The sequence below is a fragment of the Phycisphaeraceae bacterium genome (genome assembly GCA_019636735.1).
In the GTDB taxonomy this organism is placed as follows: Bacteria; Planctomycetota; Phycisphaerae; order Phycisphaerales; family SM1A02; genus VGXK01.
On sequence record JAHBWY010000004.1, the window covers coordinates 355,405 to 369,202 of the forward strand.

Genomic DNA, 13,798 nt, shown 5'->3' on the forward strand with positions numbered 1-13,798 from the left:
TCGTGCGATGACGAGCTTCTTCAAGGTCGACCGGCCGTCGCTCAGACCGCCGCGGCCATCTTCTCGGCCTTCGCGCGGGCATCGTCGATGGTGCCGACATACATGAACGCGCTCTCGGGGAGATCGTCCGCCTCGCCGTTGCAGATGCGCTCGAAGCTGTCGATCGTCTCCTCGAGCTTCGTGGTGACGCCGGGGAAGCCGGTGAAGACTTCGGCGACATAGAAGGGCTGCGAGAGAAAGCGCTCGATCTTGCGGGCGCGCGACACGGTGAGCTTGTCATCTTCAGAGAGCTCATCGACACCAAGGATGGCGATGATGTCCTGAAGATCCTTGTAGCGCTGAAGAATGTTCTGCACGCGGCGCGAGACTCGGTAGTGGTGCTCGCCGACGATCTGCGGATCGAGAATGCGGCTCGTCGACGCGAGAGGATCGACGGCGGGGTAGATGCCCTTTTCGGCGATCTTGCGCTCAAGCACGACGAAGGCGTCAAGGTGGCTGAAGGTGGTCGCTGGTGCCGGATCGGTCAGGTCGTCGGCAGGCACATAGATGGCCTGCACGCTGGTGATAGCGCCCTGTCGGGTGGAGGTGATGCGCTCCTGCATCTGGCCCATCTCGGTGGAGAGCGTCGGCTGGTAACCCACGGCGCTCGGCATTCGGCCGAGGAGCGCGGAGACCTCCGAGCCCGCCTGCGTGAAGCGGAAGACATTGTCCACGAACATGAGCGTCTCCTTGCCGCTCTTGTCGCGGAAGAACTCGGCCATGGTGAGCGCGGAGAGCGCCACCCGAAGTCGCGCGCCTGGCGGCTCGTTCATCTGGCCGAAGACCATGGCCACCTTGTCAATGACATGCGCCGTCTTGCCCTCGGAATCGGTGTACTCAGCCTCCTGCATCTCGAGCCAGAGGTCGTTGCCCTCGCGGGTGCGCTCGCCGACGCCGGCGAAGACTGAATAGCCACCGAAGTTTCGAGCGACGCGCGCGATCATCTCCTGGATGACGACGGTCTTGCCGACGCCTGCACCGCCGAAGAGTCCGATCTTGCCACCGCGGACGAACGGGCAGAGCAGGTCGATGACCTTGATGCCGGTCGGAAGAACCTCGGTCTTCGGGTTGAGGTCGACGAACTCGGGCGGCTTGCGATGAATCGGCTCGCGCTCCGTGCTCTTCACGGGGCCGCGGCCATCGACTGGCTCACCGAGCAGGTTGAAAACTCGACCGAGCACACCTTCGCCCACCGGCACGGCGACGGCGGCACCGGTGTCCTGGCAGGGGTCGCCGCGGCGCACGCCGTCGGTCGAGGCGAGCGCCACGCAGCGCACCTGGCCACCACCAAGGTGCTTGGCCACTTCGCCGACCAGCGTCGACTTCTCGCCGCGGAAGTCATAGTGCACATGGACGGCGTTGTAGATCTCGGGGATCTGGTCCTCGGGGAACTGGGCGTCGAAGGTGCTGCCGATGACCTGGATCACGGTGCCGGTGGCGGGCATGCGGGTGCTCTCTCTGGCGTGCGGGATTGCGGAACGACGACCGCCGGAACGCTCGAACCGCCGCAAGGCGGGTGAGGTCCGAAGGGACCGAGCAGAATAGCGAATTCTCCGCGGGCGTTCATGCGGAGGCTGATGGCCCGCTCTCGAGCATGGGGGAGTGCCGCCGCGCCAACACAGGGGCTGAAGTGCTGTTGAAGCGGGGCCAGGTCGGGGGAGTGCGAACGACCGTGGTCTTGACGACCAGTTGCTCAAGCGCGGCGATCGAGGATCTGGCCGAGTCTCACCGCAGTAGCCGCCTCGATCCGATCAGCCGCGCGGCCATAGAACTGCAGGGAGTCGTTGGCTGGAAGTCCGGGCGCGAAGGATGGATCCGCCGGAGTTCGGACCGAGCCCGCGGCCAGCGGGGCGATGGGCGACACCGGTCGGATGGCGCCATAGATCCGGTGAACCTGAAGCGAGCCAGCGGCGGACGAAGCGGCGATCTCCATGAGGTGGACACTCTATCGGCCAAGGGGGCGGAGCGACTTTGCCGCGTCGTGCGACGATTCCTGAAACAGCGCTCGGATCACGCCGCCGCGATGGTTCGCGGGAGCGCCCTGGCCATGTCGCGCAATCGCTGCGCGAGGGCAAGTGATCGGAGTGTCTCCTGGAGTCGCTCGAGTCGGACCGGATCGGGGGCGCTTGCGGAGAGCCCTGCGAGAATCGCCTCGGCGGCCTCGAGATCGGCGCGGCGCTCGACCGGCATCGAGTTGCGGAGGAGCGAAGCGCGGCGCCCAAGTTCGAGCACTTCAACCCGCGCGGAGAGGGCGAGCGCCGCGTTCGTGTCTCCCGGATCGAGGGCATCGATTCGGTCGAGCGTCTCTGCGAGTTCGCGGAGAAGAGAGGCGATGGTCTCAGTGCGCACGAGGCCATCCTCCTGGCCCGCCCGCACACGACGATCCTCATCGGTGAGCTCGCGCACACCACTGAAGACCGGCGAGGCGATCGTTGCCATGGCGAAACCGCGCGTGCTCCCGCGGGACTCGGGGCGCTGCTCGACGCTCCAGATGACCAGCGCGAGCATCAGGCTCGCCGCCGCGGCGAGCCACGCCACACCTTCTCGCCACGAGGCGCGGCGGGACGAACGCTGGCGCGGAAGGTCGTCCATCTCGGCGCCATGGGTTGCAGCGATCACGCGGTCGGCAAAGTCTCCGGAGAGTGACGCCGGCTCGGCGCGAGCCGCCAGACGCAGCATGAAGTCGGTCGCCTCCGCATCCTCAAGCAGTTTCAGGCACGCCGAGCAGGAGAGCGCGTGACGCTCCGCCGTCTGGCGTGCCTCGGTTGGTGCGGTGCCGTCGACCAGTGCCGTGAGCAGAAGCTTGAAGTCGATGCAGTCGAAGTCCCGTCGGTCATCCATGGCGTCACTCCTCACGCGCCGCCTGCGGCGCGATAGCGTCGAATATCGAATGAGCTCCCGCGCGACTCCTGGTCCATGGCCTCGAGTTCGCGCTGAAGCGCCAGTCTCGCGCGGTTGAGGCGGCTCATCACCGTCCCAACCGGGATCCCAAGCACGCGAGCAATGTCTTCATAGGCGAGGTCATCCTGCGCTCGCAGCATGATGATGGCCCGCTTCGCCGGGTCGAGCCGCGCGAGCGCCCGCTCCACGCGATCGAGATCCTCTCGCGCGGCAAGCCCCGCCTGCGCCTGCGTCGCAGCGCCCGGCGCTTCGGCTTCGATCGTCTCGACCGACGCGGCCTGGCGCCGTCGCTGCTTGAGCGCGTTGATCGAGAGGTTGGTTACCACCGTGCGAAGCCACGAGGGGTAGACCGGCTCGCCCTGGTCCGGCGGCCGCCGCCAGAGTCGCAGGAAGGTCTCCTGCACGATGTCCTCGGCGCGCGCCCGATCCTTGAGGATGCCCATGGCGATCCCGAGCAGGGGACCACCCATGCGGTCCATCCAGGCTCGAAGGGCGTCTTCGGACAGCGGTTCGCTCACAGGGAACTCCGTGGAGAAACATCGGCTCGGGTGGAAGACCCGACTCGAGATCCGCTCATTCCCTCACTTCTGGAGACCTCGGCGAAGTCTGGGGTGGGTTGCCTGCCGGTGCGGCTTGTTCAACCGGTACCAGCGGCGCCGGAGGCGGTGCCAGCCAGCCGAAGGTCTTCGCTCGTTCCTCCATGGGCTCGAAACCCCGGTCCGAAAGCCTCGGATCGATCGTGGTGATCTGGGGAGACTTCTCCGTGCCGAAGGGGTGACCCACCACTTCGAAGGCCATGGGGAGTTCCCTTGACCACCAGAGGTTGGCGTCAAGCGTGACCATCGAGGCTTCTGCGTCACCAAGACGATCGGCCACCACGCGAAGCACGGACGGCTCCCAGGTGAAGATGTTGCCGCCAAGAGTCAGCGATGGAACTCCGCATCGAGCATCGACGCGATAGAGCGCCGTTGCATCGATGACGGTTGACTCGCGCAGCGATCCTGTGGAGCCTCCGGAGATCGACACCGGACACTGCACTTCGAGGAAGGTTGATCGCAGCACATGCACCTCGGTGGCGCCGCGGCCGGAGATCGCTTCGGAGTCGGCGTCGCAGTTGCCGATCTGCACGCCGGTTCCGATTCCACCCTCGAAGGTGTTCTGCATCACGGCCACGGTGCGGCTTCCATCAAGTGCACGCACAGCATGCTGACGCGCGGAATCGGGGCGCGGTGAAAAGCGATTCCGCGTGATGACCACGCCATGGGCGTTCCGAAGTTCAATCGCGGTGTCGGACCACGCCTCGAAGTGGCAGTCGACGATGCCGACGGTCTTTGCATTAATCACCCGGATCGCATCCATGCCGGGCATCTCCCGGCTCGCGCTGATGCGACACCCGGCGATCGCGATCGAGACCTCACTCACCGGGCCGAGGGAATCATCGCCGGCTGTTTCGTCCGAGGCGGCCGAGGGACGGGTGCCATCGACGACGATCGCTGCCTCGGTTGGGTTCAGGAAGAAGAGATTCTCAAGCCGCACCCAGGAGCATCGCACGAGTTCAACGCCCCGTTCCTCGCAGACGACGGCGGAGGGGAATGCGGGATCGGCGCCGCGGATCACGATCGGATTCTCTCGCGTGCCATGCAGGTCATGCACCTGCGCATTGATGTGGAAGCCCTTTTCTAGCAGGATCTGATCACCGGGCTTCGCATCCATGGCAATGAGGTGCCAGGCGAGTCCGGGCTCAACGCGATGGACGCGCGGTCCGTCAGTCGGTGGGACCGGCGCTGCATCTTGTGCAGATGAAGACGGTGACGCCCCGGGAAGCTGGTCCAGTGGCGGGCTCGTCGGATCGTTCGCAGGCGGCGCGGTGCGTGCGCCATTCGGCGACACCTGTGCCCAAGCGCCAACGGCAGGAGCGGGTGGTGATGCCAACTCCCCTTGGAGAACTCCCGGTGGCAGCGCCCCTGCGAGCAGTGCAACGATCAGTGGGAACTCACCCATGCGCCGCGAGCATACGACTCATGGGGTGGGGAAGCGTCACGCGAAGGAAGCATGTCCCCGGCTCGAGCGAGGCACTCCACCCCTCGCATCCCGCGGGGAGAAGCAGCGTGTCGAAGGGGACGACCTCAGTCGGCGCTGAGGGGTGCTCCCGGTCACGGTCGAAACGAGCGCGTCCGGCCAGCATGATCCAGATGACCGGCAGCCCATCGTTCACGATCGGTAGCGTGATCTCCTTGCTCGGGAGGTCGCGATGACCTTCCCGCTCATGTTCGCGGCGGTCAGCCTGCCCGGTGGTGTCGCTCGTGCCGCGCCGCCCATCCGACGACTGCTGCGCTCGCTCGCCTTCTCGACGATCGGCGCTCACGGAGATGCGCTCGATCTCGAAGTCGGGAGTTCGGCAGAGGTCTTCCGTGGTGAACGCGCCCGCTCGCAGAGGATTCCCGCTGAACGAACCCGATTCACGAGGACTCCCGGCCGCAGTCGAGTCGCTTGACTCTCGCGGCAATGCGTGCCCAGTCGAGTCGAGTTCCTGCGCAGCGCCGATGAGCAGACACTCGAGCGCCTCCGTCCGATGCAGCGGGCGCTTCGGATCGTGTCGTCCCCAATCCCAGAGTCGGAAGGTGGTGTCCGAGGGCGTCTGCACCTCGGCGGCCACGATGCCTGCGCCAAGCGCATGGCAGAGTCCGCTGGGAAGGCGCACGCAATCACCGGCGCGAACCGGTACCTTCAGCAGCGCTTCGAGCACCCGATCTTCGTCAAGGAGCTGCGCCACATCGTCTCGCGACAGCGCGGGGTCGATGCCTCGGTACACAACAGCACCCGGCGCCGCTTGGAGCACGATCCACGCCTCGCTCTTCACGAGCGCACCCGGATGCCTGCGTGCATAGGCGGCATCAGGATGCACCTGAATCGAGAGGTTCTCAGCGGCATCGAGGAACTTGACGAGCAGGGGGAAGCCGCCGTCCTGGGCGGGCCGAGCCAATCCGAGAATCGTGTCTCGCTCCGTGTTGATCACCTCGCGCAGCGACTGCCCGGCCCAGGGGCCCTGGCGAACGATGCTGCGACCGCCCTCAATGGTGAGCGGAAGGTCGGCCAGTTCCCACGACTCGCCAAAGGGCGGGTGGACGCCACCCGTGGGGCGCTTGCCCATCGCGGCGAGCGCATGCCCCCCCCAGGCGCGATGCTTGAGGATTGGTTCGAAGAGAAGCGGGCCGGGGTCGGCGAGAGCCATGGCCTCGATCCTAGAGGCTGCCGCCGCGGCTCAGATGCGCATGCCGGTGATCGTCGCCTCAAAGACGAGCTTGCCGTTGACGAGCCCCTGCATCTGGCTCACGAATCGGCGACGATTGCCTTCCCTCTCCACCGCAAGGAGGACGAGCGTGTCTCCCGGAACGACCTGGCCGCGAAAGACGCAGTTGTCGCAACGGGTGAAGGCGAGGAAGCCCTCCTCGCCCATCTTGAGCTGGCGAACGACGCTGGCGAGCTGTGCGGCCGCCTCAATCATGATCACACCGGGCATGAGGGGCCGGCCGGGAATGTGCCCCTCCACCCAGAACTCATCGTCTCGGACCTGCTTGACGCCCACGGCCTTTGTCACGGTCTCATCGACCCAGACAACCCAGTCGAGGTGTCGCATGTTCCCCTTCTGCAAGAGGATCTCGCCAACCCTGTCGGAGTCAATCTGGCGTGCGGACAGGTCGATCTGGCTCAGGTCAATCAGGATGTCAGAGGCCACGGCGGGTAAAAATTGAGGCTGTTTTGGGCTGAAAGTGCCGCTCTTTGTGCCCTGAGGCCACTTCACCAGGCGGCGGGTCGCATAATCTATCGACTTGCAGATCGGTCTGCCGATGGCCCAAAGGTCGGCGGCCAGTTGGCGTGGTGATGGACCCGATCGTTCCGGGCCGAGACCGATCGTCGACACCTTGGCGCCCCGCGGCGCTTTTCCCAAGGAGATTGCCCATGGAGGCCTACGAAAGGCTGCGACGGCTGGTTGATGAAGTGGCGGAGGATCTTCAGAAGGCGGTGGGCGGCAACAAGGCTGCCGGAACCCGCGTTCGAAAGGCCATGCAGGAGATCAAGTCGGTCGCTCAGGACATTCGCGTCAAGATCCTCGACCTGGGGAAGGGACCGGAAGCGGGAGGCGGCTGATCGCCGGATCGTGGTTGGCGGCTTCGGGGCGAATCCGCTTGGCAAGCGTCAAGGCTGCCTTGAAGGCGGGATTGCGGGCGTCTCCGAGCCACTCATAGATCGTCGAGAGCACGCCGGAAGGAATCGATCCAGCTCGCTCCATGCGACGGAAGGCGGGGGCAACCTGAAAGGGTTGTCCTGCGCCGATGGCGTCGGTGAGGTGGAAAGTCTGGAATCCGGCGGCGAGCAGGTCCAGCGCCGTCTGGAGCACACAGACATGGGCTTCGATGCCGCAGAGGAGCACATTCGGGCGGCCGAGGCGCTGGATGGCCTGGAGCGTCTCGGGCACAGCGGCGCTGAAACGGGTCTTCTCAAACACCGGCGTTCCCGAGGGCAGGCCCTGCCGCACGAGTTCGAGCGTTCGCCCGAGACCTCCGGGATAGTGCTCGGTGACGATGACGGGTACGCCGAGCAGGCCAGAGGCCTCGGCGGCAATCGCCGCATTGATTGAGATGCGCTCGTAGTCGTGGACATGCCCGACAAATGCTTCCTGGATGTCGATCACGAGCAGCACGCAGTTGCTCGTCGAGAGTCTGGGAATCGGCATGGTGGTGCTTCTACACGCGAAGGTCGGGTTCTTGCGGCCAGCGGCCGCCATAGCGGGCGCGGATCGGCTCGACAGCCTCAACGATGAAGCGATCGACCTGTTCGGCGCAGCGGCCCGTGAATCGTCCAGGATCGAGGGCCCGATCGAGGTTCACTTTTGAGAAGAGGGGATCGGCGGCGAGCCGACTGAGCAGATCGTTGTCGAGTCCTTCGCCCTTCACCCGTGCGGCCGCTGCCATGCTGTGGCGGCGGATCGCTTCATGGGCGTCCTGCCGATCGACACCTTCTCTGGCGGCCGCGAGCATGATCTCCTCGGTGGCGAGGAAGGGCAGTTCGGCGGCAAGGCGCGAGGCGACGATGCGCTCATTCACGATGAGCCCGCCGAGCACATTGATCATGAGGTCGAGTGCGCCATCGAGGGCGAGGAACGATTCAGGCAGCGTCAGCCGGCGATTGCTCGAGTCATCGAGCGAGCGCTCCATCCATTGCGTCGCGGCGGTGTCAAGCGCCGAGTGGTGCAGGCTCATCACGAAGCGGGCCAGGCCCGTGGCTCGCTCGCAGCGCATCGGGTTGCGCTTGTAGGGCATGGCGCTCGAGCCGATCTGCTCGCGCTCGAAGGGCTCCTCGACCTCCTTGAAGGCGGCGAGCAGGCGCAGGTCGGAGGCGCACTTGTGAATCGCCGCCGCAGCGGTGGCGAGCGAGGAGAGGATGCGGACATCCTCGACGCGGGGATAGGTCTGGCCGCAGAGTCGCCACGATCGCCCTTCGGGCCAGCCGAGTCGCTTGATGAACGCGGCTTCGAGCGCCTCGACCTTGGACGCATCGCCATCGAAGAGGCCGAGATAGGAGGCCTGCGTGCCGGTCGCGCCGCGGAGCCCTCGCAGCAGCAGGCCGTCGCGGCGGGCTTCAACTTCGGCCAGCGCGACGGCGGCATCCTGCGCCCAGAGCGCCAGTCGCTTGCCGACGGTGACGGGCTGGGCGGGCTGAAGGTGGGTAAGGCCGAGCGCGGGCAGGGCGCGCCACCGAGCCGCCTGCGTCGCGGCGCGATCGATGAGACGGGCGAGCTTGAGCGCAGTCAGATCGAGCGCTTTGCGCAGAATGAGAATGTCCGCATTGCAGACGACATCCTGACTCGTCGCGCCGAGATGAATGACACCGCGCGCCGGGGGAGCCGCATCGCCGAAGGCATGCACATGGGCCATGACATCGTGGCGCAGCCGCGCTTCATGGGCCGCGACGGCGTCGAAGTCGATCGACTCCTTCGCCGCGTGCATCGACTCGATGGCCTCGCGGCTGATCGGAAGTCCCAACTCCTGTTCACTCTCGGCGAGGGCAATCCAGATCGTGCGCCATGTGACGGCGCGGCGATGCGCGCTCCAGATCTCGCGCATGGCGCGGCTGGCATTGCGGGTCTCGAGAGGGCTCTGATAGGTGCGGTCTGGCGCGGCCATCAGGTGGCATTCTGCGCGGGAGCGCCTGAAGTTGCGCGGCGGCCGACTCTCGGCTCGACGCCTCGGAGGATCCGTCCGATGTTTGCCCGGTGCCGCACGATGACGAGCGCGGCGAGCAGAGTGGTCGCGAGCAGAATGGGCCACGCGGCGAACGACCGGACCGAAAGGGCGATCGTGGCGATGGGAAGAGACGCCGCCGCCGCGATGCTCGCGAGGGAGATCATGCGACCGAGGCGGAGCACCACGAGCCACACACCGAAGGCGACGAAGGCGGGCCACGCGAGCAGGGGCCAGAATGCAGCGAGCGCGCCGAAACCCGTGGCGACTCCCTTGCCCCCGGTGAACTTCAGGAAGGGACTCCACATGTGCCCAAGCAGCGCCGCCGCCACCACCAGCAGCCACCATCCGAGCGTCGCGGCACCCACGGTCTCGGCGGAAGCGCCGAGAATGCCCGCCGTCGCACCGGCGGCGAGCACGGGAAGAGCGCCCTTCAGCGCATCAAGCACGAAGCAGAGAATGCCCCATCGGCGACCGAGCACGCGGCCGACATTCGTCGCCCCGATGTTGCGGCTGCCATGCTCGCGGATATCGATGCCGTGGAGTTGACCGAGGAGCACGCCGAATGGAATCGCTCCCACGAGATAGGCGGCCACGGCGAAGCTGATCCAAGACCAGGATTCCACGGCGGCAGCGTACCGCCTTGCCGATACTCTTCTCTCAGGCAGGAGGCGCTCCTTGCAGGATTCGCAGGTCACGAAGTTGATCCGGCTCTCTCGCGAGGGCGATGCCGCCTCCCGTGAACAGGTCTTCGAACTTCTCCAGGCGGACCTGCGGCGCCATGCCGCGGCGCTCCTTCGCAGCGGGTTCCGTCGCAGTGCCGTGATGCAGACGACGATGCTGGTGAACTCCGCCGTCGAGCGCCTGCTCGAGCGGGATGCCCTCGAAGCGGAGAATCGACGCCATCTCTTTTCGCTTCTTGCGAGGGCCATGCATGATGTGCTCGTCGAGGAAGCTCGCGCGACCGCCGCGGTGAAGCGGGGTGGCGGGCGCAGGCCGCTCGATGTCGATGCGGTCGACCCCGCCGCCGAGAAGGACGGGAGCGCTTTGCCGACCATGTCGGAGCTTGCCGCGCTGAGGAAAGCCCTCAACGAACTCGCCGAGAAGGCACCGGAGTCGGCTGAGGCGATCAGGCTCAACTACTACTGCGGGCGCTCCCTTCGCGACATTGCGGAGATCACGGGTCAGTCGCTCGCGCAGGTTCGGGGTGCCATCGACGAAGGGCGCGCCTGGCTTCGGGCCCGGCTTGAGGGAAGCGCGTCGATCTGATTGCACGGATTTTTCGGCGCACTCGGGCCGCCCGAATTCGGCCGGGGGGAGCAGGGTGCTTGAAGCGGCCCGTCGCGGGCGGGCATGATGACGGACCGGGTCTCGATTGCTCCGCCGAGGGCACTCGAACGCTTGTCGAACGGCCGGGCGGTGTCAAACCACCGTTCGCAGCCGGGGCCCGGCCCCGCAGGGGCCACCGACGCACGAACGATCACGCTCGCTCGAGGATCCGGCGAGCCGCGTGCAGCGCATCCTCGATCGAGATGCGATCGATGCGACAGACGGCGACGAAGTCATCGGCCTGCAGTGGTTCGGGAAGGAATGGCTCGGCGACGAGAAGGCGGTCTCGCTCCGATTGCTCCTCGGGCAGCGTCGTCCAGCGATGATCGGTCGGACCGAAGAAGACCACCGACGGCGTTCCAAGGGCGGCCGCGAGATGGCGCGGCCCGGTGTCATTGGTGACAAGGAGCGACGCGCGTCGGACCACCGCCTTCAATGGGCCAAGAGCCATGCCGCGCGAGCAGAGATCGATCACGGCGTCGTTGCCTGCCTCCGCTTGAATCAGCGCTGCCACTCTGGCAACGAGCGCCCGCTCCGCAGGAGCACCCGTCACAGCGATGCCCTTCCCGCGCGCGGTCCCGAACTCACGCAGGAGCTTGATACCGAGCGAGGCGAATCGCTCCGCGGGCCAGCGCTTGTCTTCTCGATTGGCGCCTGGATTGAGCAGAATGAACGACCGGAGATCCCCGAGGAGCCCATCCGCCGCCTGCTCCTCTTCGGGGCTCGTGAAGAGTTGAGTGCGGCGATCGGAGATCGAAGTCCCGAGAAGCGCTTCGCCCAGCGCGGCATAGAAGTCGACCGCCGGCGTCGGGCGCCGCCGCGCAGGCGCAGGAAGCGGGTCGGTCAATGTCCAGCGGCGGAGCTGGGTTGAATAGCCCACGCGACGCGGGGCCAGTCGCAGCGCCGCAAGGCCGGAGCGCATGCTGTTCGGAAGGAGCAGCGCCGTGTCTGCACCGAACCCCCGCGCCCGGGCAAGCCCGCTCCATGGGCCTGCCCAGCCGCGCATCGGCGCTTCGATGATCTCGTTGAGCCATGGAGTTCCCGAGAGGATGTCACTCAGACCGGGGCGCAGGAGTGCCGCGACGGTCGCGCGCGGTCGAGCCTCGCGGATCGCGCGCAGGAGCGGCGTCGCCATCGTGATGTCGCCCACCCAGCTCGGCATGAGCACCACCACTCGCGCGACTTCAGGGAGCGGCTCGATCGAACCCACCAGTGATGGTGGCGGGTCGAGCTGGGGCAGCCCCGCGCTCGCGTCACCGCTTCGGGTGTCACCGGTCGCGACGGAGTTCTTTGTCATCGCTCACCCCACAGCGTTTCGCCGGTTCGAGCGCGGAACCACGCCTCGGTGGTGCGCCGCAACTCCGCGGCGAAGCCGACCGCGATCACCTCTTCGCCCACCAGTGTTGCTTCGAGGCCCGCGGGTGTTGCGGCGAGGTGCGCCACCTCGACACCCGTGCGCTCGGCGAGCGCTCGTGCGGCGCTGAGCACACTCTCACGGAGGGTCGGGTCAATCAGCGCGTGATCGCTCTTGGCCCGCAGGCGCACCGTGCTGCGAGGGCGCAGATCGGCGCGTGATGCCGCATCGATGCGCTTCGCGGCATCAATGAGCGTTCGATCGACGAAATCCGCCGCTGTTGTCGCGCGAATCGATGATGGATCATCAGCCACTCGAATGGTCCTGGCCCCGGCGCTGCGCCCGGCGAGCACATCGCGCTCCGCATCGCCCACCATCCAGCACTGCGCGAGGTCAAGGTCGAGGTCGCGCGCCGCAGCGAGCAGCATGCCGGGGGCGGGCTTCCGCCAAGGATGCTCGCGCCGATAGCGGGGAACGACTCCTTCGGGGTGGAAAGGGCAGTGGTAGAACGCGTCGAGCACGCGCGGAAGGCCCGTCGCTTCGCAGAGTTGGCGCTCGAGTTCCGCGTGCACGCGATCGACGGCCGCTTCGTCATAGGCACCGCGCGCGACACCACCCTGATTGGTCACCACCACGAGGGCCCATCCTGCTGTGCAGAGGAGCGCACAGCCGCGCGCGACTTCCGCGAGGAGACGCACGCCCGCGGCGTCACCAAGGTCGGCGTCGTTGTCGACGAGCGTGCCGTCCCGATCGAGGAAGACCGCGCGGCGCACGCCTCAGACCACCACCGCAGGTTGAGTCGACGAATCGGTCCGGCGGGTCGCATCGCCGAAGTTGGTTCCGAGGGCCCGCGCCGCAGCGACCAGCGGATGATCAAGCGGCACCAAGCGCTGCTTGTTCGCGGAGACGAGCAGATCGACATCGCAGAAGACATTGCCCTGCCGCGCGATCATGCGACCATGCTTGCCGCTCATGAGGGCTTCGATCGCCATGAACCCGAAGTGCGTTCCGAGCACGCGATCCGCCGGAATCGGCGTGCCGCCGCGCTGCACATGACCGAGCACCGTGGTGCGAGTCTCAACGCCGATGCGCGCCTGAATCTCGCGCGCCACGAACGCACCGATGCCTCCGAGGCGCACCGGGTCCGGGCTGAGCGTGTCGATCATGGCGACGATCTGCTCGCCGCCGGCAGCGCGGGCGCCTTCGGCCACCACGACGATCGCGAAGCCGGGGCCATTCGTCATGCGCCGGTCGATCTCTGACACGATCGCGTCGAAGGAGAAGGGGATCTCGGGCATCAGGATGACATCGCTGCCGCTGGCGACCCCCGAGGTGAGCGCGATCCAGCCTGCGTTGCGACCCATCACTTCGCAGACCATCACGCGGTGATGGCTGTCGGCGGTCGTGTGAAGGCGATCGAGCGCCTGTGTCGCCGTATCGACGGCCGTCAGGAAGCCGAAGGTGATCTCGGTGCCGACGAGATCGTTGTCGATCGTCTTGGGCACGCCGATCACATTGATGCCGCTCTCGACGAGGTGCTTCGCGGCGCTCATCGTGCCATCGCCGCCGATGACGATGACAGCATCAAGTCCATGGGCTCTCACCGTCGCCACGCAGCGATCGGTGACATCACCGAAGAGGACTTCGCCCTGCGCATCCTTGCCGACCGGGTGACGCTTGGGATTGCAGCGATTGTTCGAGCCGAGGATGGTGCCGCCGCGCGTCAGGATGCCCGAGACATCGCTCGCGGTCAGGCGTCGCACACGATCTTCGACGAGTCCGAGCAGCCCATCCTCGATCCCATGGACCTCGATGCCGTGCTGGAAGATCGCCGTCTTGGTGACCGCTCGAAGGACTGCATTCAGCCCGGGGCAGTCGCCACCGCCGGTGAGAACGCCGATTCGACGAATGCCCGATGGAGGTGTCATTGAAG

At 66.6% G+C, this 13,798-nt stretch carries 15 protein-coding genes; 2 read left to right on the forward strand and 13 right to left on the reverse strand.

All coding sequences use genetic code 11. The annotated features are described in order from the left end of the window. Window positions 1-41 precede the first annotated feature (41 nt). The 7 genes from atpD to KF724_07595 all read right to left on the reverse strand — a co-directional run bounded on the left by atpD (window position 42) and on the right by KF724_07595 (window position 6,676). The gene (gene atpD / locus KF724_07565) at window positions 42-1,484 is read right to left on the reverse strand and encodes a F0F1 ATP synthase subunit beta (GenBank protein MBX3355539.1); all 1,443 of its coding nucleotides are present in this window, start codon (window positions 1,482-1,484) and stop codon (window positions 42-44) included. A gap of 248 nt (window positions 1,485-1,732) precedes the next feature. Next, window positions 1,733-1,972, reverse strand: coding sequence for a hypothetical protein (locus KF724_07570; protein MBX3355540.1), 240 nt, complete (start codon window positions 1,970-1,972; stop codon window positions 1,733-1,735). A gap of 77 nt (window positions 1,973-2,049) precedes the next feature. Continuing rightward, window positions 2,050-2,880 (reverse strand): hypothetical protein, encoded by an 831-nt coding sequence (locus KF724_07575; protein MBX3355541.1) that lies wholly within the window; start codon window positions 2,878-2,880, stop codon window positions 2,050-2,052. Window positions 2,881-2,891: 11 nt separating this feature from the next. Further along, window positions 2,892-3,458, reverse strand: coding sequence for an RNA polymerase sigma factor (locus KF724_07580; GenBank protein MBX3355542.1), 567 nt, complete (start codon window positions 3,456-3,458; stop codon window positions 2,892-2,894). Window positions 3,459-3,513: 55 nt separating this feature from the next. Continuing rightward, on the reverse strand, window positions 3,514-4,941 hold the full coding sequence (locus tag KF724_07585) for a right-handed parallel beta-helix repeat-containing protein (GenBank protein ID MBX3355543.1): 1,428 nt from the start codon (window positions 4,939-4,941) through the stop codon (window positions 3,514-3,516). Beyond that, window positions 4,934-6,172 carry a class I mannose-6-phosphate isomerase gene (locus tag KF724_07590; protein MBX3355544.1) on the reverse strand — a complete coding sequence of 413 codons (1,239 nt, stop codon included), beginning with the start codon at window positions 6,170-6,172 and terminating at the stop codon, window positions 4,934-4,936. The genes KF724_07585 and KF724_07590 overlap by 8 nt, the downstream gene beginning before the upstream one ends. A gap of 30 nt (window positions 6,173-6,202) precedes the next feature. Beyond that, the gene (locus KF724_07595; protein MBX3355545.1) at window positions 6,203-6,676 is read right to left on the reverse strand and encodes a hypothetical protein; all 474 of its coding nucleotides are present in this window, start codon (window positions 6,674-6,676) and stop codon (window positions 6,203-6,205) included. Between the two features lie 224 nt (window positions 6,677-6,900). On the opposite strand from KF724_07595, the gene KF724_07600 reads away from it, so the two are divergent. Continuing rightward, window positions 6,901-7,089 carry a hypothetical protein gene (locus KF724_07600; GenBank protein MBX3355546.1) on the forward strand — a complete coding sequence of 63 codons (189 nt, stop codon included), beginning with the start codon at window positions 6,901-6,903 and terminating at the stop codon, window positions 7,087-7,089. Here the strand turns inward: KF724_07600 and KF724_07605 are convergent. The 3 genes from KF724_07605 to plsY are packed head-to-tail and all read right to left on the reverse strand — an operon-like array spanning window position 7,043 to window position 9,808. After that, window positions 7,043-7,675 carry an isochorismatase family protein gene (locus KF724_07605; protein MBX3355547.1) on the reverse strand — a complete coding sequence of 211 codons (633 nt, stop codon included), beginning with the start codon at window positions 7,673-7,675 and terminating at the stop codon, window positions 7,043-7,045. The genes KF724_07600 and KF724_07605 overlap by 47 nt on opposite strands. 10 nt (window positions 7,676-7,685) lie before the next feature. Next, window positions 7,686-9,125 (reverse strand): adenylosuccinate lyase, encoded by a 1,440-nt coding sequence (locus KF724_07610; protein MBX3355548.1) that lies wholly within the window; start codon window positions 9,123-9,125, stop codon window positions 7,686-7,688. Next, entirely contained in the window at window positions 9,125-9,808 is a 684-nt protein-coding gene (gene plsY / locus KF724_07615) for a glycerol-3-phosphate 1-O-acyltransferase PlsY (GenBank protein ID MBX3355549.1), read from the reverse strand. The genes KF724_07610 and plsY overlap by 1 nt, the downstream gene beginning before the upstream one ends. Window positions 9,809-9,860: 52 nt before the next feature. Here plsY and KF724_07620 point away from each other — a divergent pair, with 52 nt between their 5' ends. Next, the gene (locus KF724_07620; protein ID MBX3355550.1) at window positions 9,861-10,451 is read left to right on the forward strand and encodes a hypothetical protein; all 591 of its coding nucleotides are present in this window, start codon (window positions 9,861-9,863) and stop codon (window positions 10,449-10,451) included. 211 nt (window positions 10,452-10,662) lie between these two features. On the opposite strand, the gene KF724_07625 is transcribed toward KF724_07620, so the two are convergent. The 3 genes from KF724_07625 to KF724_07635 are packed head-to-tail and all read right to left on the reverse strand — an operon-like array spanning window position 10,663 to window position 13,793. Beyond that, window positions 10,663-11,808: a glycosyltransferase family 9 protein gene (locus KF724_07625; GenBank protein ID MBX3355551.1), complete on the reverse strand. Its 1,146-nt coding sequence runs from the start codon at window positions 11,806-11,808 to the stop codon at window positions 10,663-10,665. Then, window positions 11,805-12,638 (reverse strand): HAD-IIIA family hydrolase, encoded by an 834-nt coding sequence (locus KF724_07630; protein ID MBX3355552.1) that lies wholly within the window; start codon window positions 12,636-12,638, stop codon window positions 11,805-11,807. The genes KF724_07625 and KF724_07630 overlap by 4 nt, the downstream gene beginning before the upstream one ends. Before the next feature lie 3 nt (window positions 12,639-12,641). Further along, window positions 12,642-13,793: a 6-phosphofructokinase gene (locus KF724_07635; protein ID MBX3355553.1), complete on the reverse strand. Its 1,152-nt coding sequence runs from the start codon at window positions 13,791-13,793 to the stop codon at window positions 12,642-12,644. Window positions 13,794-13,798: the final 5 nt, after the last annotated feature.

Excerpts from the sequence above, each read along its gene's own strand:
- atpD (MBX3355539.1), bottom strand. The coding sequence starts at position 1,484 with ATGCCCGCCACCGGCACCGTGATCCAGGTCATCGGCAGCACCTTCGAC.
- KF724_07570 (MBX3355540.1), bottom strand. The coding sequence starts at position 1,972 with ATGGAGATCGCCGCTTCGTCCGCCGCTGGCTCGCTTCAGGTTCACCGG.
- KF724_07575 (MBX3355541.1), bottom strand. The coding sequence starts at position 2,880 with ATGGATGACCGACGGGACTTCGACTGCATCGACTTCAAGCTTCTGCTC.
- KF724_07585 (MBX3355543.1), bottom strand. The coding sequence starts at position 4,941 with ATGGGTGAGTTCCCACTGATCGTTGCACTGCTCGCAGGGGCGCTGCCA.
- KF724_07590 (MBX3355544.1), bottom strand. The coding sequence starts at position 6,172 with ATGGCTCTCGCCGACCCCGGCCCGCTTCTCTTCGAACCAATCCTCAAG.
- KF724_07600 (MBX3355546.1), top strand. The coding sequence starts at position 6,901 with ATGGAGGCCTACGAAAGGCTGCGACGGCTGGTTGATGAAGTGGCGGAG.
- KF724_07605 (MBX3355547.1), bottom strand. The coding sequence starts at position 7,675 with ATGCCGATTCCCAGACTCTCGACGAGCAACTGCGTGCTGCTCGTGATC.
- KF724_07610 (MBX3355548.1), bottom strand. The coding sequence starts at position 9,125 with ATGGCCGCGCCAGACCGCACCTATCAGAGCCCTCTCGAGACCCGCAAT.
- KF724_07625 (MBX3355551.1), bottom strand. The coding sequence starts at position 11,808 with ATGACAAAGAACTCCGTCGCGACCGGTGACACCCGAAGCGGTGACGCG.
- KF724_07635 (MBX3355553.1), bottom strand. The coding sequence starts at position 13,793 with ATGACACCTCCATCGGGCATTCGTCGAATCGGCGTTCTCACCGGCGGT.